Below are 26,325 nucleotides of genomic sequence, written 5' to 3'. Positions count from 1 at the left end.
TCCCTTTATTTTAATTTATCCCAACTTTTCCCAACACTCAAACTCGTTTTTAATTTAACTTTTAAACCATAAGCATTTTCCATTATATTTTGAGCTATTTTTGAAAATTCTAATACATATTCATCTTTTACTTCAAAAATTAACTCATCGTGAATTTGCAATATTAATTTTGCATTTTCACTCAAATATGGATAAATCTTAATCATAGCTAATTTAATTAAATCTGCTGCCGAACCTTGCAAAATGCTATTTATACATTCTCTATCGTTTGCATTATTTATCTTAATATCATTTGTATATTTGAAAAATCTTTTCCTACCTAAAAGCGTTTTGATATAACCTAAGTCTTTTGTTTGTTTTTTTGTATTTTCAAAATATTCTTTAATAAAACTAAAAGAAGCAAAATATTTTTTAATATAATCACTTGCATCGCTATATGGTATTTTTAACTCTTCACTAAGTCTTCTAGCACCCATTCCATAAATTAGACCAAAATTTATGCTTTTTGCATAATTTCTTTTATCTTTATCGCTCGTGCCAAAAATCTCAATAGCAGTTCTTGTATGAATGTCTTCATCAAATAAAAATGCTTTTAATAAATTTTCATCTTGGCTAAAATGAGCCAACATTCTAAGCTCAATTTGAGAATAATCAAGACTAATAAACGAATAACCTTTTTGCGGGATAAAAGCTTCTTTTAGAAAACTTGCATATTTGCTTCTAGCAGGGATATTTTGTAGATTTGGATTATTTGAGCTAAGCCTTCCTGTTGCTGTGCCTGTTTGTAAAAAGTTTGAACGCACTTTGAAATTCTCTTGATTATCTACATTTAACTCAAGCAATGGTAAAACATAGGTGCTAAGGACTTTGCTAGCGGTTCTATATTCTAAAATCAATTCAGCAATAGGATGCTCTATGCTTTGCAAGGCTGCTTCATTGGTTGAGCCTTTATGATTATCAGGTAATTTTAATTTATCATATAAAATCTCTTTAAGTTGCTTTGGAGAATTTAAATTAAAGCTTAAGCCAACCATATTAAATATCTGATTTTCTAATTCTTTTAAATTAAGCTCTAATATATTTTGAAGATTTAATAATTTTTCTTTATTTAGTGTAATTCCATTATTTTCTAAAGAAATTAAAACTTTAATAAACTCACATTCAAAATCAAATTCTTTTTTACGTTCATCATCTAAGTTTTTAAAAGCGTGTTCATAAATTGCTTTAGTTATAAACGCATCTTCACTTGCATATTCACAAGCTAATTTGGTATCAATATCGCTAAAATTTTCGCCCTTTTTAACTACTTCTTCATAAGCTAAACAAGTATAATCAAAATACTCCTTAGCAAGATAATCAAGTGAGTATTTAGAACTTGAATCAAGTAGCCAAGCAGCTATCATACTATCTTTAAATTTCTTTGGATATGAAATACCTAAGTCATTTTTCAGCATTTTTAAATCAAATTTTAGATTATGACCTATTATTACTTTTTCAAATATCTTATTTATAGCTTTTATTGCATCTTCTTTAGCAATATTTTTTGCATTTTTATGTAGTATTGGAACATAATAGCTTTTATCTTGATTACAAAACGAAAATCCAACTATCTTATCATCATAATTAAGCCCTGTTGTTTCGGTATCAAATCCAACCTCATCACCTAAATTATCTATAATCTTAAATAATTCTTCTTTATCATCTAATAAGGTTTTTGTATATTTTAAGCTTACTTGTTTTTCTTCTTTTATCTCGTTTTGTTTATCTATAAATTTTAAGAATTTAAATAATTCAAATTCTCTTAATTCATCTTCAATATTATTAAATATATTAATACTTGGCTTACTAGCTTTGCTTAAAAAATCTCCTAAAGGCAAATCATCAACTAATTTTGCTAATTTTTTAGATAAAACTGCATCATCTTTATGTTCGGCTAATTTTTTTTGAGAACTTTTATTGCCTAATACATTTAGATTTTTATATACATTATCAAGGCTATCGTATTCGTTTAATAGTTTTTTAGCAGCAACTGGTCCAATACCAGGAATACCTTTAAAGTTATCAGCACTATCGCCTACTAAGGTTAAATAATCAAGCATTTGATAAGGCTTAACGCCAAATTTCTCAATACAAGCTAACTCGTTTATAATCTCATAATTCTTACCAATTAACTCGGTATTATTATCATCAAGCAATTGATAAAGGTCTTTATCGGTTGAATAAATGCTAGTAAATAAGCCTTGTTGCTTAGCAAACTTACTAACACTAGCAATAATATCATCAGCTTCATAATTAGGAATTTCTATTGATAAAAATCCTGATTTTTTAATAAGTTCAATACATACTGGAATTTGCTCTTTTAATTCAGGCTCTAATTCTTTTCTATTAGCCTTATAATCAGGCAAAAGCTCTTTTCTAAATGACCCGCCCGAGCTATCTAGTGCAAAAACTACATAATCACATTCAATTTCTTCAACAATTTTTAACATAAAATTTAATAAACCAAATATCATTCCTATTGGTTTTTCATCTTTTGCACTTTTTAAATTCCTCATCGCATAATAAGAGCGAAATAGCACATTTAAAGTATCTACTACTATTATTTTTTTCATATTTTCTACCTTTGATTTTGCCTTTATGTTATCAAAAGAATAATTAATAAAACTAATAAAAAACTAATTTTCATTTTTAATTTACTTTAAAGTTTAATTTAATAAATTTCGTGTTTTTTAAAGGAGATTTTATGAAAAAAATTAGCGATTTTATTTCAAAAAATTTAGCTATTTTGGTTTTAGTTTGCACTGCTTTTGCTTTGTTTTATCCAAGTATTTCTAATATCATTAAGACAAGTTATGTTAATTATTTGCTTGGAATTATTATGTTTGGAATGGGGCTTAGCGTTAGAGCTAGTGATTTTAAGGAGTTATTTTTAAGACCTAAAGATGTGATTATAGGTATTTTTGCACAATTTATAATAATGCCTTTTATAGCTTTTGTTTTGATTTTTGTTTTCAAACTTGATAGTGCTTTAGCAATAGGTGTTGCATTAGTTGGTGCTTGTCCTGGTGGCACTAGCTCAAATGTGATTAGTTACCTAGCAAAAGCTGATGTTGCTTTATCAGTTAGCATTACAAGCTGCACTACGATTTTAGCTCCGATAATTACTCCATTTATTACTTATTTATTAGTTGGAAAAAGCATTGATATTAACGCTATTTCAATGTTTATTAGCATTATTCAAGTGATTATTATTCCTATTTTATTAGGTGTTTTAGCTCATAAATTTTTACCTAAAATTACTGAAAAATTACAAGATATTTTGCCACTTATTTCAACCTTTGGAATTGTAGCTATAGTAATGAGTGTAGTTGGTGCAAATGCAACAAAAATCTTAGATAATTTAGGCATTATTTTAGTAGTTGTAATGCTTCATAATGTCTTAGGCTATCTTTTAGGCTTTTTTGCGGGAAAAATCTTTAAACTAGAATTAGCAAAACAAAAAACTCTAGCAATAGAAGTAGGAATGCAAAACTCAGGCTTAGCTGCTTCACTAGCAACTACTCATTTTGCTGCTTATCCTTTAGCTGCTGTTGTGGCTGCTTTATTTAGCGTGTGGCACAATATTTCAGGTGGGATTTTAGCAACAATTTTTAGAAGATTTTAATATTTGAAATTCCTATTTTAATTTTAAAATAGGAATTATTTTAAATTAACTTGTAAAACTAAACTAGCTTCTTTTAAATAATCAACAACTTTTTTTAATCGTTTTAAATTCTTCTTCGCTTTTTGGCTTTTCGCCTGTTTTTTCACATTCAGCTAAGTATTTTTCATAGCTTTGAGTTTTTGTTTTAAAAAATGCTTTAAGCTTTTTAAACATTGCTTGTCCTTAATCTTGTATAAGCAAACTTGCTTCTTAATTAACCTCAAGCACAATTAGAATTTAAACGCTCTTTCTCACGCTTTAAAAATTCTTCTTTGCTTAAAGGCTCTTCATTTGGGTATTTTTCCTTATGTTCTCTTAAATAAGCTTCATAATCAGGAATACCACAAGCTGCTTTGAGTTTATCAAAAAATCCCATAGCTTTCTCCTTAAGTTAAAATAAAATCTAAAGATAACATAAAAGATTTGCTAATCAATCTCTTTTATGCTCTAATCTAAATTCTCTTGGATTTTGTGGATTTTTACCTTGCCATAATCCTAATTTATTGGCTCTTGCGTATTTTTCATCATCTACATATTTTTTCGTATAGTTTTGATACGACCACGCACAACCATTTCTTACCATTGCTTTATTTATATCTTCGCCATTAGCATAGACAATACCTACAACCCGTCCATATTGATCTTTGTCTTTAATCTCTAACTTAATATCTTTATTTTTAAGAAAATCACTTAGCATATTTTTACAAAATTGCCCGTATTCTTGAGCGCTTTCAGGTGCGTCTATACCATAAAATCTCACTTTGATTTTTTCTCCTTTGCTAAGCAAAACTATAGTATCTCCATCACTTACTTTTTCTAGTGAATACTCTTTAGTAAAAGAAGTAAAATAAGAAAAATTTGCAACTACTAAAAAAACAATTAAAGCAATTATTTGATATTTAAATGGTAATTTTTTAATTAATTGCATTTGTGCTTTTGTTGGTTTTTTCATATTAATCCTTAAAATTATTTTTTCAAAAGGATTTTACAATGGTTTTTATAAACAAAAACCTATAAAAATACTTAGCTTATTAGTATTTTATGTTTGCTAATTCATCTTAAAAAAAGTTATAGTTTGATATTTATTTAAGTTTTTGATGATTTTAAATTCTAGTATTTAAAAAATTAGTCTAATCATAATTTTAATTTTTATTTATACATTAAGCTTTATTATAAAAATAACAGAGCTTAATGTTTTTATAACTTTAAGATAAAAATATTAAATCAGTTTTGTATTTTATTTTTATTCTTAGCTTTTTGCACAAAATATAATGCTATTAACGCTATTGCAAATCCTAAGATAAAAGTTAAACCATAAGAAGCATATAGTTCTAATGCCAAACGCTCTTGCGATATAAATTTATCAAATTCCCCTACACTTTTTACTAAGTTAATTGTTGCTTCAATATTTTTCAACGAGTTATAAGGGTTATTAGGATTCTTTAAATACAACATAAAAGCAAATACCTTAGTGCTAAATAAACTAGCAGCTATTAAACCTACAATAACACCAATACCGATATTTTTCTTTTTTTTCATTTTTTTCCTTTAATTTTATTTTCTTTATTTTTAAATTTAAAATGGATTAAAGGCAAAATATAGGCAAAATAACTTTGCAATATTTAATCTTACAAATTATTTAGCTTTTAATAATTCTGTTATATGCTATTATCTTTTGCACTAATTTTGCCGTTATTTGGTATTGACAACCAATTATTACTTAGCCTATAGCCTGTAAAATTTTTTGGTAATTACTTTGTTGAATTGCTTTATATACAAAATAAATATCTATTAAAACATAAATATATAAAGCCCATAAAATAAATATCCCTATAAAAAGAAGCATACTAATTAAGCCTATTAAAAATATTCCTAATTTTAAAAAACCTAAAGACCTATTACCTTGATAAAACCTATCAATACCTAATATCCCGAAGAAAAACCCTAAATTCATTGCCAATATAGGGTGTTTGTAATTAATACAAGAAAGATTTTTAAATTTTTCTTCACTTAAGCTGTCAAGTTTATTGCTTAGCATAAACTTTTGCTCGCTTGATATTTTATTATCAAGCAACATTAAATAAGAACTTTTGTCCATAATGACTCCTTTGATTAAATAAAAGAGCTATTGTAATACCCCCCCCCGCTAACAAGAAGTTAATGGATTAAAATTATTTAATAATTATTCAAGATTTTTAAAAATAAAATTATAAAAAAAGATAAAAATATTTGCTAATAAAGATAATTTGTATTAGCTAACTAGCTACTTATCTTTATCAGCATTTTGTTTTACGCTTGCTTGTTTGTTCTATGAAAAACTCCTTTTTAGTTAAAGGAGTTTTATCAGGGTGCATTTTCTTAAAATGCTCTAAATATTTTTCATAATCAGGTGCTCCAAGCATTGCGTAAAAAAACTCACGAAGCTGCTTTTTCATAAACCACTTCTTTAAGTGGAATGCTAAACCTATTAGAATAACTTTCTTTCCAAATTAGAACGAATTTAATTCCAACTATTATGGTAACTAATAAGAAGAAAATCGTTAAAATAGCATTTACCACATTAGAATGTGCTACTTGTTTAGCTTTATTAAATTCTTTTAAAGTCGCTTCACTATTATCTCCTGCATTAATTTTTACTAATAATTCATCAGCTTTAGCAAAATTAATTTGAGCTGTTGCTACGTGAGAAATTGAGTTTGCGATTTTGCTTTCACTTTGTGGTAATACCTTTGCAATACCTGCTGTAAATGTAGTTGAGATTACAAAAAGCGCAGGTAAAACAATAGCTAAGATATACTTTCTTTTTCCCATTTTAATAAATACAGAGCCACATAAAAACATAGCAACTACTGCTAAAAGTTGATTTGATACACCAAAAAGCGACCAAAGTGAATAAATTCCGCCAAGTGGGTCAATCGCACCACCATATAAGAACCAGCCCCATCCAGCAACACAAATTAAAGTAGCGAATATATTTGCTCCTAAATTACTTGTGTTTGCAAGTGGCTTATAAACATTTCCTAACATATCTTGAACCATAAATCTACAAGTTCTAGTTCCCGCATCAACTGCTGTTAAGATAAATAATGCTTCAAATAAAATAGCGAAGTGATACCAAAATGCCATCATTTCCTTTCCACCGATTAGCTCGTGAATAATTAATGATAAGCCTATTGCAAATGTAGGTGCTCCACCTGTTCTACTTAATATAGTGCTCTCGCCTATATCATTAGCAAGTGTTTGAATATCAGCAGGAGTTACGCTAAATCCCCAAGCACTAATAGCTGCACTCGCACTCTCAAGTGTCGTGCCTATAATTGCTGGTGCTGAATTTATTGCAAAATATACTCCAGGTTGAAGTATGCAAGCAGCAATTAAAGCCATAATAGCAACCGCACTCTCCATTAGCATTGAACCATAGCCTACCATTTTTGCTTGTGTTTCATTTTCTAGCATTTTTGGACTTGTTCCACTAGAAATTAATGCGTGAAAGCCTGAAATCGCCCCACAAGCAATATTTATGAATAAAAATGGAAATAATCCACCTGCAAACACAGGACCTGTGCCATCTATAAAATGTGTAACTTTTGCCATTTTAATTTCAGGAGAAACTAAAACAACACAAATAGCCATTATCAAAATTACACCGATTTTTAAAAATGTTGAAAGATAATCTCTTGGCGCAAGTAAAAACCAAACCGGTAAAATCGCAGCTATCATTCCATAGCCCATCATTATAAAGCTAAGTTCAAGAACGCTAAAATCAAAATGTCTTGCTAAATCAGGGTCGTTTGCTACAACTTTTCCTAAATATAAAGCTATCATAAGTAAAACAAAGCCAATTATACTAGCTTCTCCGACTGCACCTGGGCGAATAAATCTCATATAAATTCCCATAAAAATAGCAATAGGAATTGTTGAAGCTATTGTGAATGTCCCCCAAGGAGAATGCGCTAAAGCTTTTACAACAACCATAGCTAAAATAGCAATTATAATTAGCATAATAAGAAAAATTCCTATCATAGAAACAACACCAACGAAATTCCCCATCTCGTCTTTAATCATTTCACCAAGACTTTTTCCACCGCGTCTGCTTGATACAAAAAGCACAACAAAATCATGCACGCTACCAACTAAAACGCCACCAATTAATATCCATAATACACTAGGCAAATATCCCATTTGAGCTGCTAGGATTGGTCCAACAAGTGGTCCTGCACCTGCAATTGCAGCGAAGTGATGGCCAAATAAAACATATTTGTTTGTAGGAACAAAGTCTTTTCCATCATTAAGTGCTACAGCAGGAGTAATCTTAGTAGCATCAACGCCGCAAAGCTTAGTTTCTATAAACAAAGCATAAAATCTATAGCCGATTGTATAAATACAAACAGCAGCTACAACTATCCAAGCAGCATTTATTGTTTCGCCATTATTTAAAGCAATAACGCCCATACAAAATGCTCCAAGAATAGCAACAACTATCCATAAAAGCTTATTCATAGCTTCTCCTTAAAAATAAATTAATTTTTTAATCTAATTAAAAATGTGAGTAAGTATTATAATCTAAAATTATAATACTTATAAGAATTTTATATTAAAAGATAAAAATATAAAAAAATTACGAGTTAAATTATTAATATTTATTATAAATGTTTCCATAATACTCAATATTCTCTGCATTGCCTAAAGCATTTACTTTATCTGCTATTTTTTGAGCGTTAATTTCTAAATCAAATTCACTAGCTTCACTAAAAGCCATATTAACATCTATAACACTATCTAATCGCTTAATGGCATTAAAAGTTGCTAAAGTATTGTCAAAATCACTAGCTTCAATTAAAACGATAAATTTTTTATCAATTACTTGCTCTATGTTGGCATCTTTTATATTTTTTATTTCGTTTTCAAATTCTTCATTTGCAATAACTACTAAAGATGAAATCATTAAAAATCCTTTTTGTATAAAATTTTTGAATAAGCATTGAGCTTTAATGTATTTTTATCAAATAATATTGAATTAAGATATAAATTACCTATATTTATTTTATCCTTACCTATACAAATATTATTTTCTAAATCGCAAGAATAAGCAAAGTTTAAATTATCACTTAAAGCGCAATTATAAACTAAATTATCACTTTCTATATTAGTAATTTCATTTAATTTATCATCATTAATTATAACTTTTCTATCAGTTGAGCAAGAGATAATATTATCTTTTTTATAATCTACATTATAAATATTATCTTTATGAACTTCCTTGCTTATAAAATCATTAGAATTTAAATCATAAACAACTATTTTTCCACTTTCAAATCCTAAAGCAATTTTTGCCTTTTCTTTATTAATACTTGCAGCATTTATGCTTGCATTTGAAAAATGAACTTTTTTTATTAAGTTAAATGATAAATCTCTTATGATTAGTTCGCTTCCTAAAGAAGTAAGAATTATTTTATCTTTGTATAAAAATGCCTTATTAATATCGCTTGAGATTTTAAATTTCAATAATTTATTATCTTTATAAATGTTTAAAGTCTTTAACCCATCTTTTGAGCTAATTGCTAAAATGTTACTATCGTAATCATCAATAAAAATAATATTATCATCAAGGCTTAAAACCTTATCATTATTTTTATAAATATCATTGCCACACGCTACAAATTCATTATTGATATAATTTATATAGCAATCATATTCTAAATATTCTAATTCATTTAGGTTTAGCTCACTTGCTAAACCTAAACTAGCTATAAATAATAGCAATTTTTTCACTTTAATCCTTCATTTATTACATCAAGTAAATTTGAACGATGTTTGCCTAATTCATCATTTCTAAAATCAGGCTTAAATGTGTTTTTGATTCCACTATCAATATTTGCTTGTGGTGCGTGGCATTGAACGCAGTTATATCTTGCTTGAGATATAGAATCAAGTTTTTTCTCATTTCTTAAATCATAATAATGGCTTGCTGGCATAGGAGTTGCTTCTTCAATACTAAGCTTTACACGCTCATTATCAGCACCTAAATCATGACAGCTAAGACACATATTATTATCTTGAGTAATTGGTAAAAAATCTTCTACATTGTGTGGAATTTGTGGTGGAGCATTTAAATAAGCTCTTTCAAAACGCTCTGCTTCTCCAGCTTCTTTTTCAGAATATGTAAAATTCTTGATTTCTAATTTTGTTTCATCGTTTAGTGAATGTTTTCTTAAACCAATTTCAGTATCACTCACACTAGCAGCAATCAACAAACTACTAGCAGCTAAACTTAAAAATATTTTTTTCATTTTTTTCCTTTCAAAAAATTAATTAAATTAAAATTAAGTGCATCATCATCGCATACTTCAATACATCTAGCACACTTAATGCACTCACTATTGCTAACATTACCACTATATTTTGTAATAAGTGATAATACTTGAGCTTCTGGACAAATCATTTTGCATTTCATACATTTAGTGCATTTATTTAAATCATAACTTACTTTTAACATAGCAAATTTTGAAATTAAACTATAAAAAGCACCTAATGGACAAAGATGCGAACAAACTAAATTCCTTTGCACAAATAAATCAAGTAAAAATATAATAATTGCAACAAATATAGCCGAAGTTTGCATAAAAATTATTCCCCTAGTAATTATTCCTATATGAGAATATTTTTCAAATACTGGCTCATTTGCTATCAAACACAAAATCAAAATACTAAATAATATAAAATATCTAGTGTTTTGTTTAAAATTAGTCAGCTTAGAGCTTTTAAAACTTGTGTTTTGCTTGATAAAATCTGCTAAATTTGTAATCAAATTAACAGGACAAACAAAAGAACAAAATGCACGACCCAAAAACAAAGCATAAATAATAAAAACTAAAAATGCAGATATAAATAATCCCACATTAAGAGTAAAAGTTGCTAAAAATATTTGTAAATACGCAAAAGGGTCGCTTAAGCTAATACTATTAAATAATAGCGAAGAGCTAAGATTTCCTTTTAAAATAAAATCAGCACTAGGTAATATAAATAAAACTAAAAGTCCTAATTGGATAAATCTTCTTAAAATCAAATATTTATTTTTTAATATCTTCATTAAAATTCTCCATCATTTAGGTAATTTATAGCTTTTTTCTCATCGTGTTTTTTGCTAGTATCTATGTGTTTTAATCTTTCATCATCACCACTAACCCAGCCTTTAACATAATTATCATTTCTCTCACCCAATATAAAACTAGTAGGCAAAATAACAATAGCTGGCTTTTTAGTAATACAAACTTTTTCACATAAACCACAACCCACACAATAATCGTAATCAACCTTAGGCACTAACATTGCATGTTTTTTAGTTCGCTCATTTCTTTTATATTCAAGCTTTAAAGCTTTATCTATAAAAGGACACGCCCTATAGCAAGCATCACATTGAATTCCAAAATGAGCTACACAAGAGCTTTCATCTACTATTGCACGACCAATATTTACTAAAGAAATTTTATTAATACTTTTATCTAGCGCATCTGTCGGACAAGCCTTAATACAAGGCAAATCATCGCATAAATAGCAAGGAATTTCATTTGCACTAAATTTAGGAGTTCCTAAACTAGCAAATTCCCCTATCTTAGCTAAACTTAAAGTATTATAAGGGCAAGCTTTTACACATTTAGCACAACGAATGCAATTAGCCAAAAAATGTTTTTCACTAACAACTCCTGGTGGGCGTAAGAAAAAACCTTTCTTTAACTCAATTTTGCTTTCGCTCTTTGGTGTATCATTTAGCTTAAATATGCTAAAAGTTCCAACACCAACTGCTAAAATCTTTATAGTATTTGTAAAAAATTGCCTTCTCATAAATATTACGCCTTAGTTATTTTTACTGCACACTTTTTAAAATCAGTTTGTTTTGAAATTGGACAAGTTGCATCTAATGTAACTTTATTAATATAAACATTCTCATCAAACCAAGGAACATAAACAAGACCTCTTGGTGGTTTATTTCTTCCACGCATATCAATACGAGCTTTAACTTTTCCACGGCGAGATTCTATCCATACTAATTCTCTTTGCTCAACTCCTAAAGCTTTAGCATCTTCTGGATGAATATAGCACATAGCTTCAGGAACTGCACGGAATAATTCAGGAACTCTCATTGTCATTGTTCCACTATGCCAATGCTCTAAAACCCTACCAGTACATAACCAGAATGGATATTCTTCAGATGGTCTTTCAGGTGCTTTCATAAATGGTCTAAAGAAAATCTTAGCTTTATTTGTAATTGCTGTTGCTTCTTCACTTGTTGGTTTTACTAAATCACCACTTTTAATTGATTTATCAAAATCCCCATAGAATGCAAAATCACCTTCAGGATTTGCTTTTTTAGCATATACATCGTATTTTGTATTAAATCTCCATTGAGTTTCTTTACCATCAACAACAGGCCATCTTAAGCCCCTTACCTTATGATAAGTTTCAAAACTAGCTAAATCGTGTCCGTGACCAGCTCCGAATTTTCTATATTCTTCCCATAAATATTTTTGAATAAAGAAATTATAGCCTTTAAATACATTGCCATCACTACCTTTTACATTTCTACTATCGCCTTTAACTTCGCTATTTAACCAATCTTTTAAGCTTTCACTATCATCTAATGAAATTTCTTTACATTCTTTATTAGCAAATAAAACATCATATAAAGTATCATCTTCTTTATATCCCATTTCTTTAGCTTTTTCTAATACGCTTGGTAATGTTGTCTTTTCATCAATTTTTACTTCATTCCAAACTTCGCTTAATTTAAAGCGTTTGCTAAGCTCTAATAATTGCCATAAATCACTCATAGCTTCGCCAACTGGCAATACTTGTTGTCTCCAATGTTGAGTTCTTCTTTCTGCGTTTCCGTAAGCTCCCCATTTTTCATAAATCATAGCTGTAGGTAAAATTAAATCCGCAACTTTTGCACTAATTCCAGGATAGCAATCACTTACTACTATAAAATTATCTTTTTCTCTAGCAGCTTTTATCCAGTGATTTGCATTTGCAGTATTTTGCCAAGGATTATTTACCATAACCCATGCAAATTTTTGCTTTCCATCTTCAAGATTTCTCATCATTTGCATAAAGTGATTTCCTTGAACACCATTAATTGTTCCTTCAGGAACTTTCCAAAGTTCTTCACTTTTAGCTCTATGTTTAGGATTTGCTACAACCCAATCAGCAGGTAAGCGGTGTGCAAAAGTTCCAACTTCTCTTGCTGTTCCACAAGCACTTGGCTGACCTGTTAAAGAGAATGCTCCATCACCTGGTTTTGCTTGTTTTCCTACTAATAAATGCACAGTGTATGCAAGTTCATTTACCCAACTACCACGAGTATGTTGGTTAAAGCCCATAGTCCAAAAGCTTACTACCTTTCTACTTTTTTCAATATATAAATCAGCTAATGCTTTTAATTTTTTCTTAAATTCTTCTATATCTTCATCAGGATTTCCTTTAGCTACGCTTGCAACATAATCTAATGTATAAGGTTCAAGTGCTTTTTTGAAATCTTCAAATTGAATTTGCCAGTTAAGTGCTGCTTGAGCTTGATGTTTCATTTCAAATTTTTCGCCATCTTTTACACCTAAATGACTTAATGCTATTGCTTCATCTTTATCTAAAGTGATTGCATTTTCTTTAGCTACGGTATCTTTTTCAGCTTCGCTAAAGCTTGGATGATTTGGATTATTTCTCATTCCATATCCAATATCAGCAAATCCTGTTGTAAATACACAATGATTTTTTACAAATTCCCAATCAATTGCTTTTGGATTGTTATATACAATTTCTCTAGCAATATAATTCCATATTGCAATATCAGAACTTGGAGTAAATATAAGTTCCATATCAGCAATGTCGCTAGTTCTTGTTGTATAGGTTGAAAGATTTACAATTTTTACTTTTTCAGGGTCTCTTAATTTTCTATCACTTACACGGCTCCATAAAATTGGGTGCATTTCAGCCATATTTGAACCCCAACAAATAATAGTATCAGTAAGTTCAATATCATCATAGCAACCTGCAGGCTCATCAATACCAAATGTTTGCATAAAACCAATAACAGCACTTGCCATACAATGTCTAGCATTTGGGTCTATATTATTGCTTCTAAAACCAGCTTTAAATAATTTTGAAGCAGCATATCCTTCTTGAATAGTATGCTGACCACTTGCAAACATTCCTATACCATTTACACCTTGTTCTTTTAAAGCTTTTTTCATATGTTTTTCCATCTCATCAAAAGCTCTTTTCCAAGATACTGGAGCAAATTTTCCGTTCTTATCAAATTCACCCTTAGCATTTACTCTTAATAAAGGCGTTACAAGTCTATCTTCTCCATACATAATTTTTGCATTAAAATATCCTTTAATACAATTTAAACCACGATTTACAGGTGCTTCAGGGTCGCCCTTAGTAGCTACAATTTTGCCATTTTTAGTAGCAACCATAATACCACAGCCAGTTCCACAAAATCTACAAACTGCTTTATCCCAAGTCCATTCACTTGTTTCGTCTTTTGCTAAAGCAATAGTAGGATTTATGCAAGCTGCTGCACTTGCAACTGCTGTGCTCTTTAAAAAATCTCGTCTTTGCATTTATTCTCCTTATAATAATAATGTAAAAATAGATTAGATTATTTGCTTTAAAATCTTATTGATTAAGATTAATATTTTTTTTAAAGTAAAGCGCATAAATATTATCAACATTAAATTAACTTAAAATTCTTAATTCAATAAAAATTGAAAAAACATTCATAAAATAATATAAAATATTTAAAAATTAAATTAAATTTAAAAAAATATATTAATTACCATCAATTATTTTTAAGCTTTTTTATATTAAAGTAGTGTTTCAAATTTTCACAAGGTGTATAAATGAAAAAACCAACAAACAAACTTTTATTAGCCCTTTGCATAGTAATTGGGATTTTTATTGGTGGTGGAATTTATACTTTTATAATAGCAGATGGCTTTTTAATGATGACTTCTAAACCTGAAGCCTGTAGCAAATGTCATATTATGACAGATGTTTATGATAGCTGGGCAAAAGGTGAGCATTCAAGCAATGCAGGTTGCGTAGATTGTCATTTACCTCAAGGTGATGTGGTAGCTTATTGGACTAAAAAAGCTTATCACGGATTAAAACACGGCTATTATTTTACAGTAGGAGGAAATCCACCTAATTTAGAACCTACCGAAATGACACACGAAGATGTTAATCGCAATTGTGCGACTTGTCATAAAGACTACGCACATAATGCAATCAATGCAACGACAAAATTAAATAGCGAGCCACTTGATTGCCTTAGCTGTCATAGAACAATAGGTCATTTACATAATTAAAAGGAGAAAATATGTCAAAATCAGTTTATGTTGCGGCTATTGTGGTAGCTGCTTTAGGTGGTGCAGGCTTATTTGCACTTAATACAAACATTGCAGAACATAAAGGTGAAAGTAAAACTCAACCATTAAAAACTTTTGAAATTAGTGATGAAGAACCAGATTTTGCAAAATGGGGTAGAAATTTCCCAGCTCAATTAGATGGTTATTTACAAATGAAAGATGAATATATTGAAACACCATTTGGCGGAAGCTTACCTTATAGTAAAATTATTCGCTGGCCGGCTGCGACAACATTTTGGAATGGATATGCTTTTGCGGTTGATTATTCTAAACCAAGAACTCACTATTACTCACAAATTGACCAAATGGAAACAAAAAGAAACAATAAAGAATATCTAAATGCTCACGGATTACCTGCATTTAAAGGTCAGCCTGGTGCTTGTGTAAATTGCCATACTGGATTTTTAACTGCTATTTATAAAAGTGATAAATTAAGCCCAAGTTTTATGCTAGGTAAAACTGAAGTAATGGGTGCAAAGAAAATGGGATTTTTTGATGTATTTGGTGAAAAAGGCGAAGCTATGAAAGAAGCTTGGACAAATATGAATAAAATGCCTTATTTTGATGTTATGAAAAAAGTAGAAGAAAAATACGGAGATGGAATTCACGGCTCTCATATGGGATCAACCTGTGCGGATTGTCATAACCCAGATGATATGAGCCTTCGTGTAACTCGCCCTGCTTTTGTTAATGCTATGGTTTTAAGAGGCTATGAAGCAGACGCTAAAAGTGGTATCAAAGCTAGTAGAAAAGAAATGAGAAATTATGTTTGTATGCAATGCCATGTTGAGTATTATTTTGAAGGTAAAGATAGCACTTTAACATTCCCATGGACAAAATGGAAAAAAGATGAAGCATTTAAAATAGAGAATTTTGATGAATACTATGATGAAAAATTTGCAAATGGCGAATTCCCATATGATTACATTCAAAAAGATACAAAAACAAAAATAATTAAAATGCAACACCCAGAAGCTGAAATGTATTCAAGCTCTTTACATTATAGAAGTGGTGTAACTTGTGCAGATTGTCATATGCCATACAAAAGAGATGGAGCAAACAAAGTAACTAATCACAATATACTATCTCCATTAGCTGATATAAATGCAGCTTGCAAAACTTGCCATCCACAAAGCGAACAAGTATTAAAAGATAGAATTAGCTTTATTCAAAATCGCCACGCTTATGAGCTTAGAGGTTGTGAAAATAACTTATTAGCATTAATTGCTGATATAAAAACAGCTCGTGAAGAATTAGCAAAACTTCCTGAATTTGCAAATCTTGAAGATAAAGCAAGAGATGATGCTATTTCAAAAGTTATAGAAAAAGCACAATATGCTCATAGAAAAGCACATATTAGATGGGACGTATCATTTAGTGAAAATAGCTATGGCTTCCACTCACCACAAGAATTTATGAGAATTATAGGTCAATGTAAAGAAGTAGCTAGAGAAGGACAAGCAGAGTTAGCAAATGCGTTAGCTCCTTATGGAATTAAAATTGAATTAACAAAAACAGCAACAATTCCAGCAGCACCTCTAAAGCTAGATCACAAACCACCAACAGGTTCTCTACCAACAGAAACTATGAAAAAAGTTGATGAGGATGTAAAAAATCTAAACTTTAAATAAAAAATTGCGAGATTTTCTCGCAATTTACTCATTAATTAAAGCCCAATTTTAATAGCATAAAAATTAAAACATTATATAATTGAAAATAAGAATTTAGTTTAAATATATTTTAATTAGTGTTAAAGCTAACTAATTTAATTGCTAAAATAATGTAATCTTAAATTATCAAAAAAAGGCTTATATTATGCAAAATGATAAAGAAATAATTCTGATAGTAAATCTTAAAAAAAGCTTATTGTTTTCTATATATAAATCACTATTTTTATTATTTCCTAATGTTATTGTATGCTTGTTTATCATTTTAATTTTTGCTTGTTCTTTGTATTTTAATGATGGTTATTTAGTGATATTGCTATTTGTTTTATTTGCCCTTCCTCACCATTTTCGTTTTATGCTTTTTCCACTTATGATAAGAAAAATTATCTGTTATGATGAGTATTTTGAAATCATTAGGCTTTTTAGTAAAACAAGGATATATTATGATAATTTAAAAGAATATTATTTCGAATATTTAAAAACTAGATTTTCATCACACAAGATTTTGCATCTATCTTATAAAAACAAATTCTTTAGCAGCATTATAAACACCGAATTGCTTAATCCAGAAGATTTAGAAAAATTAATAGAATTATTAAACGCAAAGGGTATTAATAAAAAAGTTTCAATCATAGATGATAAAATATTTTATAATGTTTTTAGTATTGTAGATAAAATCTTTAAAATTTAAATCTAAGTTATTAAGAGTTTTAAAGGTATTACAACTAATAAAAGTAGCACAAATATAATCTGTATTAAAAATCAAATTCTCATTTTAAATTCTAAATTTTAAAACTAAACTTATTTGTAAAATCTAAAATATTAGAATTTAAAATATACACAATTAATAGTATTTTAAATAGCTTTTATTAGTAATTTTTCATATTAAATTATGAAATTTAAATTATAAATTTCAAATACAAATTCTTATTTTAAATTCCATAATATTTAACATCAAAATAAATGAAATAACAACTAGAATATAAAAACTGCTGTTAAGAAACCTACCTTGATTTTTATAAATATAAGTAAGTATAAAGGTTAGAAAAACCTAGATTATGTTAAAACAAAGATAATGACTAATTATGTAATAAGGATACGAGAATAACTAAATGAAGTTTGTATCCGTCCCCTTCTAAGTAAAAATAAATCAGAATAAGTTTTTGAATAGAAAAAATCTATTAATTTTTAAATTTATTAAATGAAAACAGAAAAAATTACAAAGCAAATATTTGCCTTGTAAATCCACATTCTCAACCATTGCAACATTTTAAAATTGTGATAATAAAAACTTACTATTAGCTTTAAATTATAGATAAAAATATTTAAAGCCAAGAATTTTTTTACTCGCTAAAGTTAGATGAATTTTTATGGAATATATTGCTTAAGCTTGACTTAATATTATTTTTGCGAAACTCAAACTGCATAAAATATCATTAAAATATGATTTTAAGGACTTAATAAGATTAATTTAATTTTACCTATTTTGTAAAATTTAATAACGATTATACATATTTTTCGTGCATTAGTTTTTATACTTTAAAAGCTCTTTAAATTCCATTATAAAACTTTAACGATATTACAATCAAGTATTTTAAAAATTCGCCACATTTTGTATATGATATATATATTTACTACTTACATTTTTTAATGTTATTTTTACAATTTTAATTATAATTTTATTTGCTTTGCTAATAAAAAACACTTAAAACTCTAATCTTTTATATTTTTAAAATTAGTTTAAAATTTAATAAAATATATATTAACTTAAAAACTATGGAATTTAAAATAAAAGTTTATTTTTTAAATCTAATTTTAGCCAAACTACTATTTTATACTCCAAATAAATATATCTATAAATACCATAAAATCTAAAAAATTGAAATAAGAATTTCAAAACTTAATATAAATTGTAAAGAATAAATAAGATACCAATTATAAACAAGTAAAATTATTGAAATTCTTTTGATAAGTTATTTATATTAGTTAGAAAAAATCATTTTAATCTTAAATTTTATTTTGACTTTCATAATTTAAATTAGTATTTGCAAATTCCAATTTGCTTAAGATATATTTAGCAAAATCTTCACTATCATTTGGACATTTACACACATTATAATCACCTTTATACTGATGTCTATATTCAATATCTAATTCTAAAATAGTTTCAGAACAATCAATACAAAATGATAGTGGATATATTAAAACACTTTTATTGCCTAATTTATCTAATTCATCACTAAGTGCAGGTTCTAACCATTTTACAGGTCCTAATTTTGACTGATAAGCTAATTTAATTTCTTTAAAATCGTTTTGCAATTTATCCTTTAATATAGCAAAATGTTCTTTTATATGCTCTTCGTAAATATCACCCTTTTCTATAGTTTTTATCGGTAAAGAATGTGCTGATATTATCAAGCAATCAATATTTTTATATTTTTGTATCTCATTTAAAATAATATTATTATAAAGCTCATCTTGGTAAAAATAAGGTATTTCTTTTATACTGATTTTTTTATCAAAATTTTTATAAAAATCTTGCAAAGATGATGTAGTAGTGGTTATAGAATGATGTGGATATAAAGGAAATAGTATTATTTCATCATTATCTTTAAAATCATATTTAGCTAAGACTTCTTTAGCAAAAGGCGGAACATAAGTTGATATAAAATCAAAATGAAAATCTTTTTGCAAAGAATTTAATTTATCACAAAGAGATTTTTGGATTTTAGTTAAAGGACTTTTACCACCTATTTTATTATAATTTTCTTTCATAGATTTAATACGAAATTTTCTTATCATAAATGCTACAAGACTTCTTAAAAAATCTGATTTTATTCCCAAAATATTTGGGTCATTAAACATATTTTTTAAAAATACTTCACATTCATCAATTTGATTTACACCACCCATATTGAGTAAAAAAACATATTTCATATACAAACCTAAAATTATCCAAGTAAGATACTTGGATAAATATTATTTGTCTTCATTAAAAGAACCCAATTTGAGAATTTTTTGCATTCTTTTTGCAACCAATTCATCAAGATTTAATGGTTTTAGTTCTTCTATTTTTTCTAAAACATAATTTTGTATATTATTTGCAGTAATCTCTTTGTTTCTATGAGCAATGCCTTCTTCTATAATATCATCTATTAATCCTTGCTCATATAAATCATCAGCACTTATTTTCATAGCCTTTGTTGCAGCTTCACTTTTACTTGGGTCATTCCATAATATAGCAGCACAACCTTCAGGAGATATTACAGAAAACACTGAATTTTTAAGCATAGCTAATTTATCAGCTACACCTAAAGCTAAAGCTCCGCCACTTCCGCCTTCTCCAATTACTATAGAAATAATTATTGTTTTTAAAGCGCTTAATTCATATAAATTTGTAGCAATTGCCTCACTTTGACCACGCTCTTCAGCTCCTACTCCAGGATAAGCACCTGGAGTATCTACTAAAAATACAATAGGTATTTTAAATTTTTCAGCCATTTTAGCAAATCTTAAAACCTTACGATAACCCTCTGGATGTGGCATACCGAAATTTCTATGTAATTTATATTTTGTTCCACGACCTTTTTGTTCGCCTATTAACATTACTTTTTGCTCGCCAATATAACCAGCAAAACAAACTATAGCAGGGTCATCTCTAAATGCTCTATCTCCATGTAATTCATGGGCATTTTTTAAAATTATTCTCACATAATCAAGAGAATATGGTCTATCAGGATGTCTTGCTAGCTGTAGCTTTTGAAAATCACTTAGGTTTTTATAGGTTTTTGTTAATTCTTTTTCTAAATTCTTTTTTAAAATCTTAACTGCTTCTATATCGCCTTTAATATTAGCATTAATAATATCTTCATCTAATTGTTGAATATTTTTCTCAAAATCTAAATAAGCTGCCATCTTAATTAATCCAATTTTCTAAAAATCACTGAAGCATTCGTTCCGCCAAAACCAAACGAATTACTCATAGCTGTTTTAATTGTATGCTTTCTAGCCACATTAGGCACATAATCTAAATCACAATCAGGGTCAGGGTTTTTATAATTTATTGTAGGTGGAACTATACTATCTCTCATAGCCATTAGACAAATTACTGCTTCAATAGCACCAGCAGCACCTAAACAATGTCCTGTTTGACCTTTTGTAGAACTTACTAAAGGCATATCATCTTTAAACAATTCTTTCATTGCTGCTGTTTCATTTTTATCATTAGCTGGAGTTGATGTTCCGTGTGCGTTAATATAATCAATTTTAATTTTATTAGCAGAGCAATCAAATCCCTTTGCCATACATAAAGCTTTTTTCATAGCTCTTAATGGACCATCTAAAGCTGGAGAAGTTATATGATTTGCATCTGCACTTTCACCAAACCCTATAACTTCAGCATATATTCTAGCACCTCTTTTTTTAGCATCTTCATAATCTTCTAAAACAAGAGCAGCTGCACCTTCTCCCATAACAAAGCCATCTCTACTAGCGTCAAATGGACTACTAGCTGTTTCTGGAGTATCATTTTTAGTAGATAAAGCTTTCATTGAAGCAAATCCACCTATACCTACTGCACAAATAGCTGATTCAGCTCCAATTACTAACATTTTATTTGCTTGATTGCAAACTATTGTTTTATAAGCTTCGCCAATTGCGTGAGTTCCTGCTGCGCAAGCAGTTACACAAGATAAATTTGGACCTTTCAATTTATAATCAATTGAAGCCATTCCCCCTAGCATATTAACTAGAGCTGAAGGTATGAAAAAAGGCGAAATCCTGCTTGCGCCCTTTTGCAAACATACATTAGAATTTTTCTCAATATTAGGTAAGCCACCAATTCCTGCTGCACTTACTACTCCAAATTCATCTAAATCAACTTCACTAATCACGCCATCAACCATTTTAAAATTAGCATCACTTATAGCTTCTTTTGCAGCGTGTAATCCAAGTTGAATAAATCTATCAGCTTTTTTAACATCTTTTGCATTTAATACTGTTAAAGGATCGAAATCCTTAACTTCTGCGGCAATTTTAACACTTAAATCACTGGTATCAAAAAGAGTAATTTCTCCAACACCGCTTTTTCCATCACAAATCGCCTTAAACGAACTTTCTTTATCAAGCCCAAGGGCATTTATCATTCCAATGCCAGTTACTACTACTCTTCTCAATTTAAATCCTTATTGTTTTTTTGCTTCTATGTATTTTACTATATCATTAACTGTTGCGATTTTTTGACCATCTTCATCAGGAATAGAAATATCAAATTTTTCTTCTAAAGCCATAATTAATTCAACTACATCAAGTGAATCTGCACCTAAATCTTCAATAATTTTAGCATCAGGTGTAATACTAGCTTCATCAGCTCCTAATTCTTCTACAATAACTTTTTTAACATCTTCAAAAATAGACATTTTTTTCTCCTAAAATAAAATTAAACTCGTATTCTTACAAAAAAGTGTAAATAAATTACACATACATTCCGCCATTAACTTTTAAAATCTCACCTGTAATATAACTAGAATAATCACTTAATAAAAACGCAACTGCATTTGCAACTTCGCTAGGTTTACCAAATCTAGCAAGTGGAATTGATTTATAATAAGTTTGTTTAATTTCATCGCTTAATACATCTGTCATATCACTTTCTATAAATCCTGGAGTAATTGCGTTATAACGAACTTCTCTACTAGCTGCTTCTTTAGCAAAAGACTTAGTCATAGCAATAACTCCACCTTTACTAGCAGAATAATTTACTTGACCTGCATTTCCCATCTCACCAACAACTGAACTAATATTTATAACACTACCAAAACGCTTTTTACTCATCACTTTAAATGCTTCTTTACAACCTATAAAAGTTGAATTTAAATTAGCCTTTATAACATCATCAAAATCAGCTTCGCTCATTCTTAAAACTAATTTGTCTTTTGTAATTCCTGCATTATTTACTAAATAACTTAATTCTCCATCGCAATCAATTATTGTTTTAATAGCATTTGTAAAATCACTTTCACAACTTGCATCAAAACAAATAATTGCTGCTTTACCACCGTTTTTTTCAATTTCTTGTTTTAAATTCTCTGCAAGTTCAGGTTTTGAACGATAATTAATCCATACTTTTAGACCAAATCCCGCTAAAACTCTAGCTATTTCAGCACCAATGCCTTTAGATGCACCTGTAATCAATACATTTTTTCCACTAAATTTCATATTTTCTCCTAGTCTTTAATGATAATATCCGAGTGATTTTTTTCTAAAAAATTATCTTCATAATCTTTTAAATCTTTTTTAAAATCTTTTGATTTTCTCATAACGAAGGCATAATACAATATTAAAGAAAACAAAATTATCCCCGCACATATTTCATAAATCCTAGAATGCCCGTAACTAGGCTCAATCAAACCTAACAAATAAGGACTAATACCCATTCCAACATCTAAAGCTATAAAAAATGTTGAATTTGCTAAGCCCATTTTCTCTTTAGGAGATAATTTTATAGCAAGTGATTGAAGACTTGAAGTAGCGTTTCCATATCCTAAAGCACAAAAAATAGCCGATAAATACATCATTAAAGAATTGTTTGTATAAGCTAAAATTATTAAACTTGCTACATAAAACAAAATAGAAGGAACTATTACATAATCCGCACCTATTTTATCAAATACTTTACCTGAAATTGGTCTTGAAAAAACACTAATACAAGCATAAAATACAAAAAATAATGAACCTGCTTCAATTAAATTAAGCTCTTTTGAATAAGAACTTATAAAAGCAATAATTGCTCCATAAACAAAACCCATACAAAATACGACATAAGCAACACCCAAAACCGATTTTTCAATGTAATTAAAAATTGAAAAAGATTTTTTAACGTGATTTATCTTATGTTTTCTAAATCTTTTAACTTTTATTACTACACTTGAAATTAATGCTATTAATATACTAATCAAAGAAATTATAAAACATAAATTAAAATTATTTTTACCCACTAAATATACTGCTAAAAATGGTCCAATAGCAGAACTTAATACAATACTAACTGCATAATATCCTATACCAATTCCTCTTTTATTGCTAGGCACTAGTCTAGCTACTGCAGCACCACAAGCACAAGAGCATGCACCATAGCACATACCAGCAAGCAATCTTGATAATATTAATTCAAAATTAGTTGATAAAAACAAGTAATATAAATTAGGTATAAAATACAAAACTAAACTAATAATCATAACTTTTTTTATGTTTATATTATCAATAATTGAGCCAAAATAAAGTCTTGATAATAGTGCTCCAATTACAAAAATACCATTAGCAAGACCTGCTATTGCTGTGCTAGATTGTAATATAGTTTTTGCAAAATCTGTAGAAGCAATCGTAGTGATAAAAAACACTAAACAAATAACAAAATTAATAATAAAAACACAAATAAAATTCTTATTCCAAATATTATACTTTTTGGATAATCCCATAAAAACTCCTTATAATTTTTTATTGATTTTATCAAGCATATTAATGAACAATCCAAATTCAGCATAATCTAAATCATCACAAATTTGCTTTTCGTAATTAGAAATTAAAATATTTGCATCAAAAAACAATTCCTTGCCTTTTAAACTAAGTGAAATGATTTTTTCTCTTTTATCATTTGAGCTTGAAATTTCTAAATAATTTGCTTTTTCTAGTTTCTTACAAATCCTAGACGCAATAGCCTTATCCATCTGATAAAACTCGCAAATCTCACTTAAACTAGCACTTTTTGTTGAGCTAAGATAATAAAACACTCTCCAATCAGTCGCATTAATATTAAATGGCTTTAAAATTTCATTTACTTTACTGATGATTTTTCTATTTGCATAGGTAATTTTTTTAAAAAACATGTTATTCCTAATAGTTGATAAAGTCAATTAAATTAGATTTTATAATTAAATTTGTAAATTGTCAATAAATTAGCTTTATTTTGCTAAGCTTAAAATAAAAAAAGGATACAAATGATTATATTTTTTGATTTAGATGGAACTTTAATCGATTCTACCCAGCCAATAATTACTAGTCTTAGAAAAGCCTTAGAAAGTTATAATTTTAATTTAAGTGATGAATATATAAAAACATTAATTGGAATGTCTACTGAAGGAATGTTTGAAACAATAGGAGTGCCAAAAGAGCAAGTTGCTGATATAGTTAAATTATATAGACAAAATTATAAAATATATTATAAAGACGGAACTAGTCTTTTAAATGGGGCAAAAGAAGCAGTAAAACTTGCTAGTAAAAATGCTAAAGTAGGATTAGTAACTACAAAATCTGTTTATTTTGCTAAAGAAATTTTAAAAGATTTTGATATTTTAGATGACTTTAGCGTAGTTGTGGGTGGTGATGAAGTAAAATACTGCAAACCAAATCCAGAACCAATTTATAAAGCACTAAGTCGTTTAAAAGGCTCTGAAATGCTTGAAATTAACGAACTTAAAAAAGAATTTGACTTTAGTAAAATTTATATGATAGGAGATACTTTAAACGATACAGAAGCTGCTAAAGCTGCCGGAGTGAATGCTTATGTAACTTTATTTGAATACACAGATATGAATACTCTCAAGCAAAGTTGCGATAAAATATTTACAACCCCACTTGAATGCGTTCAAGATATTTTAAAAAAATAAATATTATAAAGTAAAACTAATTTAATAAAAAAATTAGTTTTACATATATCAATAAATTAGAATGAAATTTGAAAAATTTATTTTAATTTTAGCTATATAAAATATTCATTATTACCACTTAATTAAACCTATTGTTTAATAAGGACTATTATATCTGTATAAAATATAATATTTTGATATTTATAATATATTTTAGTGCAATTAAGTATCCATACATACATTAAAAATACTATAAAAATTACTGCTATAATTAATTAAGATAATAATTACTAATTAAATTAATTTATATTAAAAATAAATTATTATACTCCTTGTCTATAAAACACACAATCTATTTAATACTTTTAATTAAAAAACATATAGAAATTATTGTCTTTTAAAAATTGCTTTAAAATTTTTATCACTTAATTGATAAGAATCAAGCAACTCAAGAGATTTTACCATATGCAATGTGCCTTTTTTATATTTTTGAAAATGTTCGGAATTAATATGTTTATTATAAGATTCTTGGTCTTTATAAATTTCTAAAATATTAATTATATTATTATTTTTTACAAGCATCATTGGATAAATAGATATTACACCCTTTTCTTTTTCAATTGAAGCTTCAGCAACTTCTTTTGCAATAACAAGGTATTCATCAAGATACTCTGGATAAACTTCAACAACAGAAATTCTAACCAACATTTTATTATTAATATTATCATCAGCATAAATATTAGAAGATAATCCAAATAACGATAAAATTAAAGCTAATATTTTTTTCATTTTTCAACCTTTCAATTTTTTAAACCAAACAATATACTATAAATACATAAACTATTCCCCACCATAAACCACTAATCCATTAAATACTAAAAACACCA

At 28.1% G+C, this 26,325-nt stretch carries 27 protein-coding genes; 5 read left to right on the top strand and 22 right to left on the bottom strand.

Features of this window, described 5'->3' with window-relative positions; genetic code table 11:
* Nucleotides 1–5: 5 nt before the first annotated feature.
* On the bottom strand, nucleotides 6–2,612 hold the full coding sequence (gene polA, locus AVBRAN12637_RS07670) for a DNA polymerase I (protein ID WP_336615625.1): 2,607 nt from the start codon (nucleotides 2,610–2,612) through the stop codon (nucleotides 6–8).
* 131 nt (nucleotides 2,613–2,743) lie between these two features.
* On the opposite strand from polA, the gene AVBRAN12637_RS07665 reads away from it, so the two are divergent.
* Complete coding sequence (locus AVBRAN12637_RS07665) at nucleotides 2,744–3,664, top strand: bile acid:sodium symporter family protein (protein WP_336615624.1); 921 nt, start codon at nucleotides 2,744–2,746, stop codon at nucleotides 3,662–3,664.
* Nucleotides 3,665–3,745: 81 nt separating this feature from the next.
* On the opposite strand, the gene AVBRAN12637_RS07660 is transcribed toward AVBRAN12637_RS07665, so the two are convergent.
* The 13 genes from AVBRAN12637_RS07660 to napA all read right to left on the bottom strand — a co-directional run bounded on the left by AVBRAN12637_RS07660 (nucleotide 3,746) and on the right by napA (nucleotide 14,322).
* Nucleotides 3,746–3,877 carry a hypothetical protein gene (locus AVBRAN12637_RS07660; protein ID WP_275591981.1) on the bottom strand — a complete coding sequence of 44 codons (132 nt, stop codon included), beginning with the start codon at nucleotides 3,875–3,877 and terminating at the stop codon, nucleotides 3,746–3,748.
* Nucleotides 3,878–3,923: 46 nt separating this feature from the next.
* Complete coding sequence (locus tag AVBRAN12637_RS07655; protein WP_214118312.1) at nucleotides 3,924–4,079, bottom strand: CstA-like transporter-associated (seleno)protein; 156 nt, start codon at nucleotides 4,077–4,079, stop codon at nucleotides 3,924–3,926.
* Between the two features lie 54 nt (nucleotides 4,080–4,133).
* Nucleotides 4,134–4,655, bottom strand: coding sequence for a thermonuclease family protein (locus tag AVBRAN12637_RS07650; RefSeq protein WP_336615623.1), 522 nt, complete (start codon nucleotides 4,653–4,655; stop codon nucleotides 4,134–4,136).
* A gap of 272 nt (nucleotides 4,656–4,927) precedes the next feature.
* On the bottom strand, nucleotides 4,928–5,242 hold the full coding sequence (locus tag AVBRAN12637_RS07645; protein ID WP_336612761.1) for a hypothetical protein: 315 nt from the start codon (nucleotides 5,240–5,242) through the stop codon (nucleotides 4,928–4,930).
* Between the two features lie 181 nt (nucleotides 5,243–5,423).
* Nucleotides 5,424–5,801, bottom strand: coding sequence for a TM2 domain-containing protein (locus AVBRAN12637_RS07640; protein WP_336607417.1), 378 nt, complete (start codon nucleotides 5,799–5,801; stop codon nucleotides 5,424–5,426).
* Nucleotides 5,802–5,979: 178 nt separating this feature from the next.
* Nucleotides 5,980–6,138, bottom strand: coding sequence for a CstA-like transporter-associated (seleno)protein (locus AVBRAN12637_RS07635; protein WP_214118306.1), 159 nt, complete (start codon nucleotides 6,136–6,138; stop codon nucleotides 5,980–5,982).
* Nucleotides 6,119–8,203: a carbon starvation CstA family protein gene (locus tag AVBRAN12637_RS07630; protein ID WP_336608798.1), complete on the bottom strand. Its 2,085-nt coding sequence runs from the start codon at nucleotides 8,201–8,203 to the stop codon at nucleotides 6,119–6,121. Before AVBRAN12637_RS07630 ends, AVBRAN12637_RS07635 begins: the two co-directional genes overlap by 20 nt.
* Before the next feature lie 133 nt (nucleotides 8,204–8,336).
* The gene (locus AVBRAN12637_RS07625; protein WP_214118302.1) at nucleotides 8,337–8,648 is read right to left on the bottom strand and encodes a chaperone NapD; all 312 of its coding nucleotides are present in this window, start codon (nucleotides 8,646–8,648) and stop codon (nucleotides 8,337–8,339) included.
* Nucleotides 8,648–9,475, bottom strand: coding sequence for a hypothetical protein (locus AVBRAN12637_RS07620; protein ID WP_336608799.1), 828 nt, complete (start codon nucleotides 9,473–9,475; stop codon nucleotides 8,648–8,650). The genes AVBRAN12637_RS07625 and AVBRAN12637_RS07620 overlap by 1 nt, the downstream gene beginning before the upstream one ends.
* Nucleotides 9,472–9,993, bottom strand: a complete 522-nt coding sequence (locus AVBRAN12637_RS07615; protein ID WP_214118292.1) for a nitrate reductase cytochrome c-type subunit — start codon at nucleotides 9,991–9,993, stop codon at nucleotides 9,472–9,474. Before AVBRAN12637_RS07615 ends, AVBRAN12637_RS07620 begins: the two co-directional genes overlap by 4 nt.
* Complete coding sequence (gene napH, locus AVBRAN12637_RS07610; RefSeq protein ID WP_336615622.1) at nucleotides 9,990–10,793, bottom strand: quinol dehydrogenase ferredoxin subunit NapH; 804 nt, start codon at nucleotides 10,791–10,793, stop codon at nucleotides 9,990–9,992. Before napH ends, AVBRAN12637_RS07615 begins: the two co-directional genes overlap by 4 nt.
* Entirely contained in the window at nucleotides 10,793–11,545 is a 753-nt protein-coding gene (gene napG, locus AVBRAN12637_RS07605) for a ferredoxin-type protein NapG (protein ID WP_336615621.1), read from the bottom strand. The genes napH and napG overlap by 1 nt, the downstream gene beginning before the upstream one ends.
* Before the next feature lie 5 nt (nucleotides 11,546–11,550).
* Nucleotides 11,551–14,322, bottom strand: a complete 2,772-nt coding sequence (gene napA / locus AVBRAN12637_RS07600) for a periplasmic nitrate reductase subunit alpha (protein WP_214118288.1) — start codon at nucleotides 14,320–14,322, stop codon at nucleotides 11,551–11,553.
* A gap of 279 nt (nucleotides 14,323–14,601) precedes the next feature.
* On the opposite strand from napA, the gene nrfH reads away from it, so the two are divergent.
* The 3 genes from nrfH (at nucleotide 14,602) to AVBRAN12637_RS07585 (ending at nucleotide 17,487) form a co-directional block, all read left to right on the top strand.
* Entirely contained in the window at nucleotides 14,602–15,069 is a 468-nt protein-coding gene (gene nrfH / locus AVBRAN12637_RS07595) for a cytochrome c nitrite reductase small subunit (protein ID WP_214118286.1), read from the top strand.
* 11 nt (nucleotides 15,070–15,080) lie between these two features.
* Complete coding sequence (locus AVBRAN12637_RS07590) at nucleotides 15,081–16,760, top strand: ammonia-forming cytochrome c nitrite reductase subunit c552 (RefSeq protein WP_336615620.1); 1,680 nt, start codon at nucleotides 15,081–15,083, stop codon at nucleotides 16,758–16,760.
* A 184-nt stretch (nucleotides 16,761–16,944) separates the two neighbouring features.
* Nucleotides 16,945–17,487: a hypothetical protein gene (locus AVBRAN12637_RS07585; RefSeq protein ID WP_336609678.1), complete on the top strand. Its 543-nt coding sequence runs from the start codon at nucleotides 16,945–16,947 to the stop codon at nucleotides 17,485–17,487.
* 1,316 nt (nucleotides 17,488–18,803) lie between these two features.
* Here AVBRAN12637_RS07585 and hemH read toward each other — a convergent pair.
* The 7 genes from hemH to AVBRAN12637_RS07550 are packed head-to-tail and all read right to left on the bottom strand — an operon-like array spanning nucleotide 18,804 to nucleotide 24,679.
* Entirely contained in the window at nucleotides 18,804–19,733 is a 930-nt protein-coding gene (gene hemH / locus AVBRAN12637_RS07580) for a ferrochelatase (protein WP_336608803.1), read from the bottom strand.
* Between the two features lie 42 nt (nucleotides 19,734–19,775).
* Nucleotides 19,776–20,711, bottom strand: a complete 936-nt coding sequence (locus AVBRAN12637_RS07575) for an acetyl-CoA carboxylase carboxyltransferase subunit alpha (protein WP_214118277.1) — start codon at nucleotides 20,709–20,711, stop codon at nucleotides 19,776–19,778.
* A gap of 5 nt (nucleotides 20,712–20,716) precedes the next feature.
* Nucleotides 20,717–21,970 (bottom strand): beta-ketoacyl-ACP synthase II, encoded by a 1,254-nt coding sequence (locus tag AVBRAN12637_RS07570; RefSeq protein WP_214118274.1) that lies wholly within the window; start codon nucleotides 21,968–21,970, stop codon nucleotides 20,717–20,719.
* Nucleotides 21,971–21,979: 9 nt separating this feature from the next.
* Entirely contained in the window at nucleotides 21,980–22,213 is a 234-nt protein-coding gene (gene acpP, locus AVBRAN12637_RS07565; RefSeq protein WP_214118272.1) for an acyl carrier protein, read from the bottom strand.
* Nucleotides 22,214–22,268: 55 nt separating this feature from the next.
* Complete coding sequence (fabG, locus tag AVBRAN12637_RS07560; RefSeq protein WP_336615619.1) at nucleotides 22,269–23,012, bottom strand: 3-oxoacyl-ACP reductase FabG; 744 nt, start codon at nucleotides 23,010–23,012, stop codon at nucleotides 22,269–22,271.
* A gap of 8 nt (nucleotides 23,013–23,020) precedes the next feature.
* Nucleotides 23,021–24,271 carry an MFS transporter gene (locus tag AVBRAN12637_RS07555; RefSeq protein WP_336615618.1) on the bottom strand — a complete coding sequence of 417 codons (1,251 nt, stop codon included), beginning with the start codon at nucleotides 24,269–24,271 and terminating at the stop codon, nucleotides 23,021–23,023.
* Nucleotides 24,272–24,280: 9 nt separating this feature from the next.
* A complete protein-coding gene (locus AVBRAN12637_RS07550) occupies nucleotides 24,281–24,679 on the bottom strand; it encodes a MarR family winged helix-turn-helix transcriptional regulator (RefSeq protein ID WP_214118266.1) in 399 nt (132 codons plus the stop codon).
* A 111-nt stretch (nucleotides 24,680–24,790) separates the two neighbouring features.
* On the opposite strand from AVBRAN12637_RS07550, the gene AVBRAN12637_RS07545 reads away from it, so the two are divergent.
* Nucleotides 24,791–25,459 (top strand): HAD family hydrolase, encoded by a 669-nt coding sequence (locus AVBRAN12637_RS07545; RefSeq protein WP_214120537.1) that lies wholly within the window; start codon nucleotides 24,791–24,793, stop codon nucleotides 25,457–25,459.
* Nucleotides 25,460–25,825: 366 nt separating this feature from the next.
* Here AVBRAN12637_RS07545 and AVBRAN12637_RS07540 read toward each other — a convergent pair whose 3' ends face one another.
* Nucleotides 25,826–26,227 carry a putative quinol monooxygenase gene (locus AVBRAN12637_RS07540; protein WP_214150678.1) on the bottom strand — a complete coding sequence of 134 codons (402 nt, stop codon included), beginning with the start codon at nucleotides 26,225–26,227 and terminating at the stop codon, nucleotides 25,826–25,828.
* Nucleotides 26,228–26,325: the final 98 nt, after the last annotated feature.

Source organism: Campylobacter sp. RM12637 (genome assembly GCF_020137645.1).
Lineage (GTDB): Bacteria > Campylobacterota > Campylobacteria > Campylobacterales > Campylobacteraceae > Campylobacter_E.
Note: the sequence above shows the minus strand (reverse complement) of the source record. Positions and strands in the feature narration are given on the sequence as shown.

Bases quoted from the DNA above. Each gene is read 5' to 3' on its own strand.
- polA (WP_336615625.1), bottom strand. From the start codon at position 2,612: ATGAAAAAAATAATAGTAGTAGATACTTTAAATGTGCTATTTCGCTCT.
- AVBRAN12637_RS07665 (WP_336615624.1), top strand. From the start codon at position 2,744: ATGAAAAAAATTAGCGATTTTATTTCAAAAAATTTAGCTATTTTGGTT.
- AVBRAN12637_RS07660 (WP_275591981.1), bottom strand. From the start codon at position 3,877: ATGTTTAAAAAGCTTAAAGCATTTTTTAAAACAAAAACTCAAAGCTAT.
- AVBRAN12637_RS07655 (WP_214118312.1), bottom strand. From the start codon at position 4,079: ATGGGATTTTTTGATAAACTCAAAGCAGCTTGTGGTATTCCTGATTAT.
- AVBRAN12637_RS07650 (WP_336615623.1), bottom strand. From the start codon at position 4,655: ATGAAAAAACCAACAAAAGCACAAATGCAATTAATTAAAAAATTACCA.
- AVBRAN12637_RS07645 (WP_336612761.1), bottom strand. From the start codon at position 5,242: ATGAAAAAAAAGAAAAATATCGGTATTGGTGTTATTGTAGGTTTAATA.
- AVBRAN12637_RS07640 (WP_336607417.1), bottom strand. From the start codon at position 5,801: ATGGACAAAAGTTCTTATTTAATGTTGCTTGATAATAAAATATCAAGC.
- AVBRAN12637_RS07635 (WP_214118306.1), bottom strand. From the start codon at position 6,138: ATGAAAAAGCAGCTTCGTGAGTTTTTTTACGCAATGCTTGGAGCACCT.
- AVBRAN12637_RS07630 (WP_336608798.1), bottom strand. From the start codon at position 8,203: ATGAATAAGCTTTTATGGATAGTTGTTGCTATTCTTGGAGCATTTTGT.
- AVBRAN12637_RS07625 (WP_214118302.1), bottom strand. From the start codon at position 8,648: ATGATTTCATCTTTAGTAGTTATTGCAAATGAAGAATTTGAAAACGAA.
- AVBRAN12637_RS07615 (WP_214118292.1), bottom strand. From the start codon at position 9,993: ATGAAAAAAATATTTTTAAGTTTAGCTGCTAGTAGTTTGTTGATTGCT.
- napH (WP_336615622.1), bottom strand. From the start codon at position 10,793: ATGAAGATATTAAAAAATAAATATTTGATTTTAAGAAGATTTATCCAA.
- napG (WP_336615621.1), bottom strand. From the start codon at position 11,545: ATGAGAAGGCAATTTTTTACAAATACTATAAAGATTTTAGCAGTTGGT.
- napA (WP_214118288.1), bottom strand. From the start codon at position 14,322: ATGCAAAGACGAGATTTTTTAAAGAGCACAGCAGTTGCAAGTGCAGCA.
- nrfH (WP_214118286.1), top strand. From the start codon at position 14,602: ATGAAAAAACCAACAAACAAACTTTTATTAGCCCTTTGCATAGTAATT.
- AVBRAN12637_RS07590 (WP_336615620.1), top strand. From the start codon at position 15,081: ATGTCAAAATCAGTTTATGTTGCGGCTATTGTGGTAGCTGCTTTAGGT.
- AVBRAN12637_RS07585 (WP_336609678.1), top strand. From the start codon at position 16,945: ATGCAAAATGATAAAGAAATAATTCTGATAGTAAATCTTAAAAAAAGC.
- hemH (WP_336608803.1), bottom strand. From the start codon at position 19,733: ATGAAATATGTTTTTTTACTCAATATGGGTGGTGTAAATCAAATTGAT.
- AVBRAN12637_RS07575 (WP_214118277.1), bottom strand. From the start codon at position 20,711: ATGGCAGCTTATTTAGATTTTGAGAAAAATATTCAACAATTAGATGAA.
- acpP (WP_214118272.1), bottom strand. From the start codon at position 22,213: ATGTCTATTTTTGAAGATGTTAAAAAAGTTATTGTAGAAGAATTAGGA.
- fabG (WP_336615619.1), bottom strand. From the start codon at position 23,012: ATGAAATTTAGTGGAAAAAATGTATTGATTACAGGTGCATCTAAAGGC.
- AVBRAN12637_RS07555 (WP_336615618.1), bottom strand. From the start codon at position 24,271: ATGGGATTATCCAAAAAGTATAATATTTGGAATAAGAATTTTATTTGT.
- AVBRAN12637_RS07550 (WP_214118266.1), bottom strand. From the start codon at position 24,679: ATGTTTTTTAAAAAAATTACCTATGCAAATAGAAAAATCATCAGTAAA.
- AVBRAN12637_RS07545 (WP_214120537.1), top strand. From the start codon at position 24,791: ATGATTATATTTTTTGATTTAGATGGAACTTTAATCGATTCTACCCAG.
- AVBRAN12637_RS07540 (WP_214150678.1), bottom strand. From the start codon at position 26,227: ATGAAAAAAATATTAGCTTTAATTTTATCGTTATTTGGATTATCTTCT.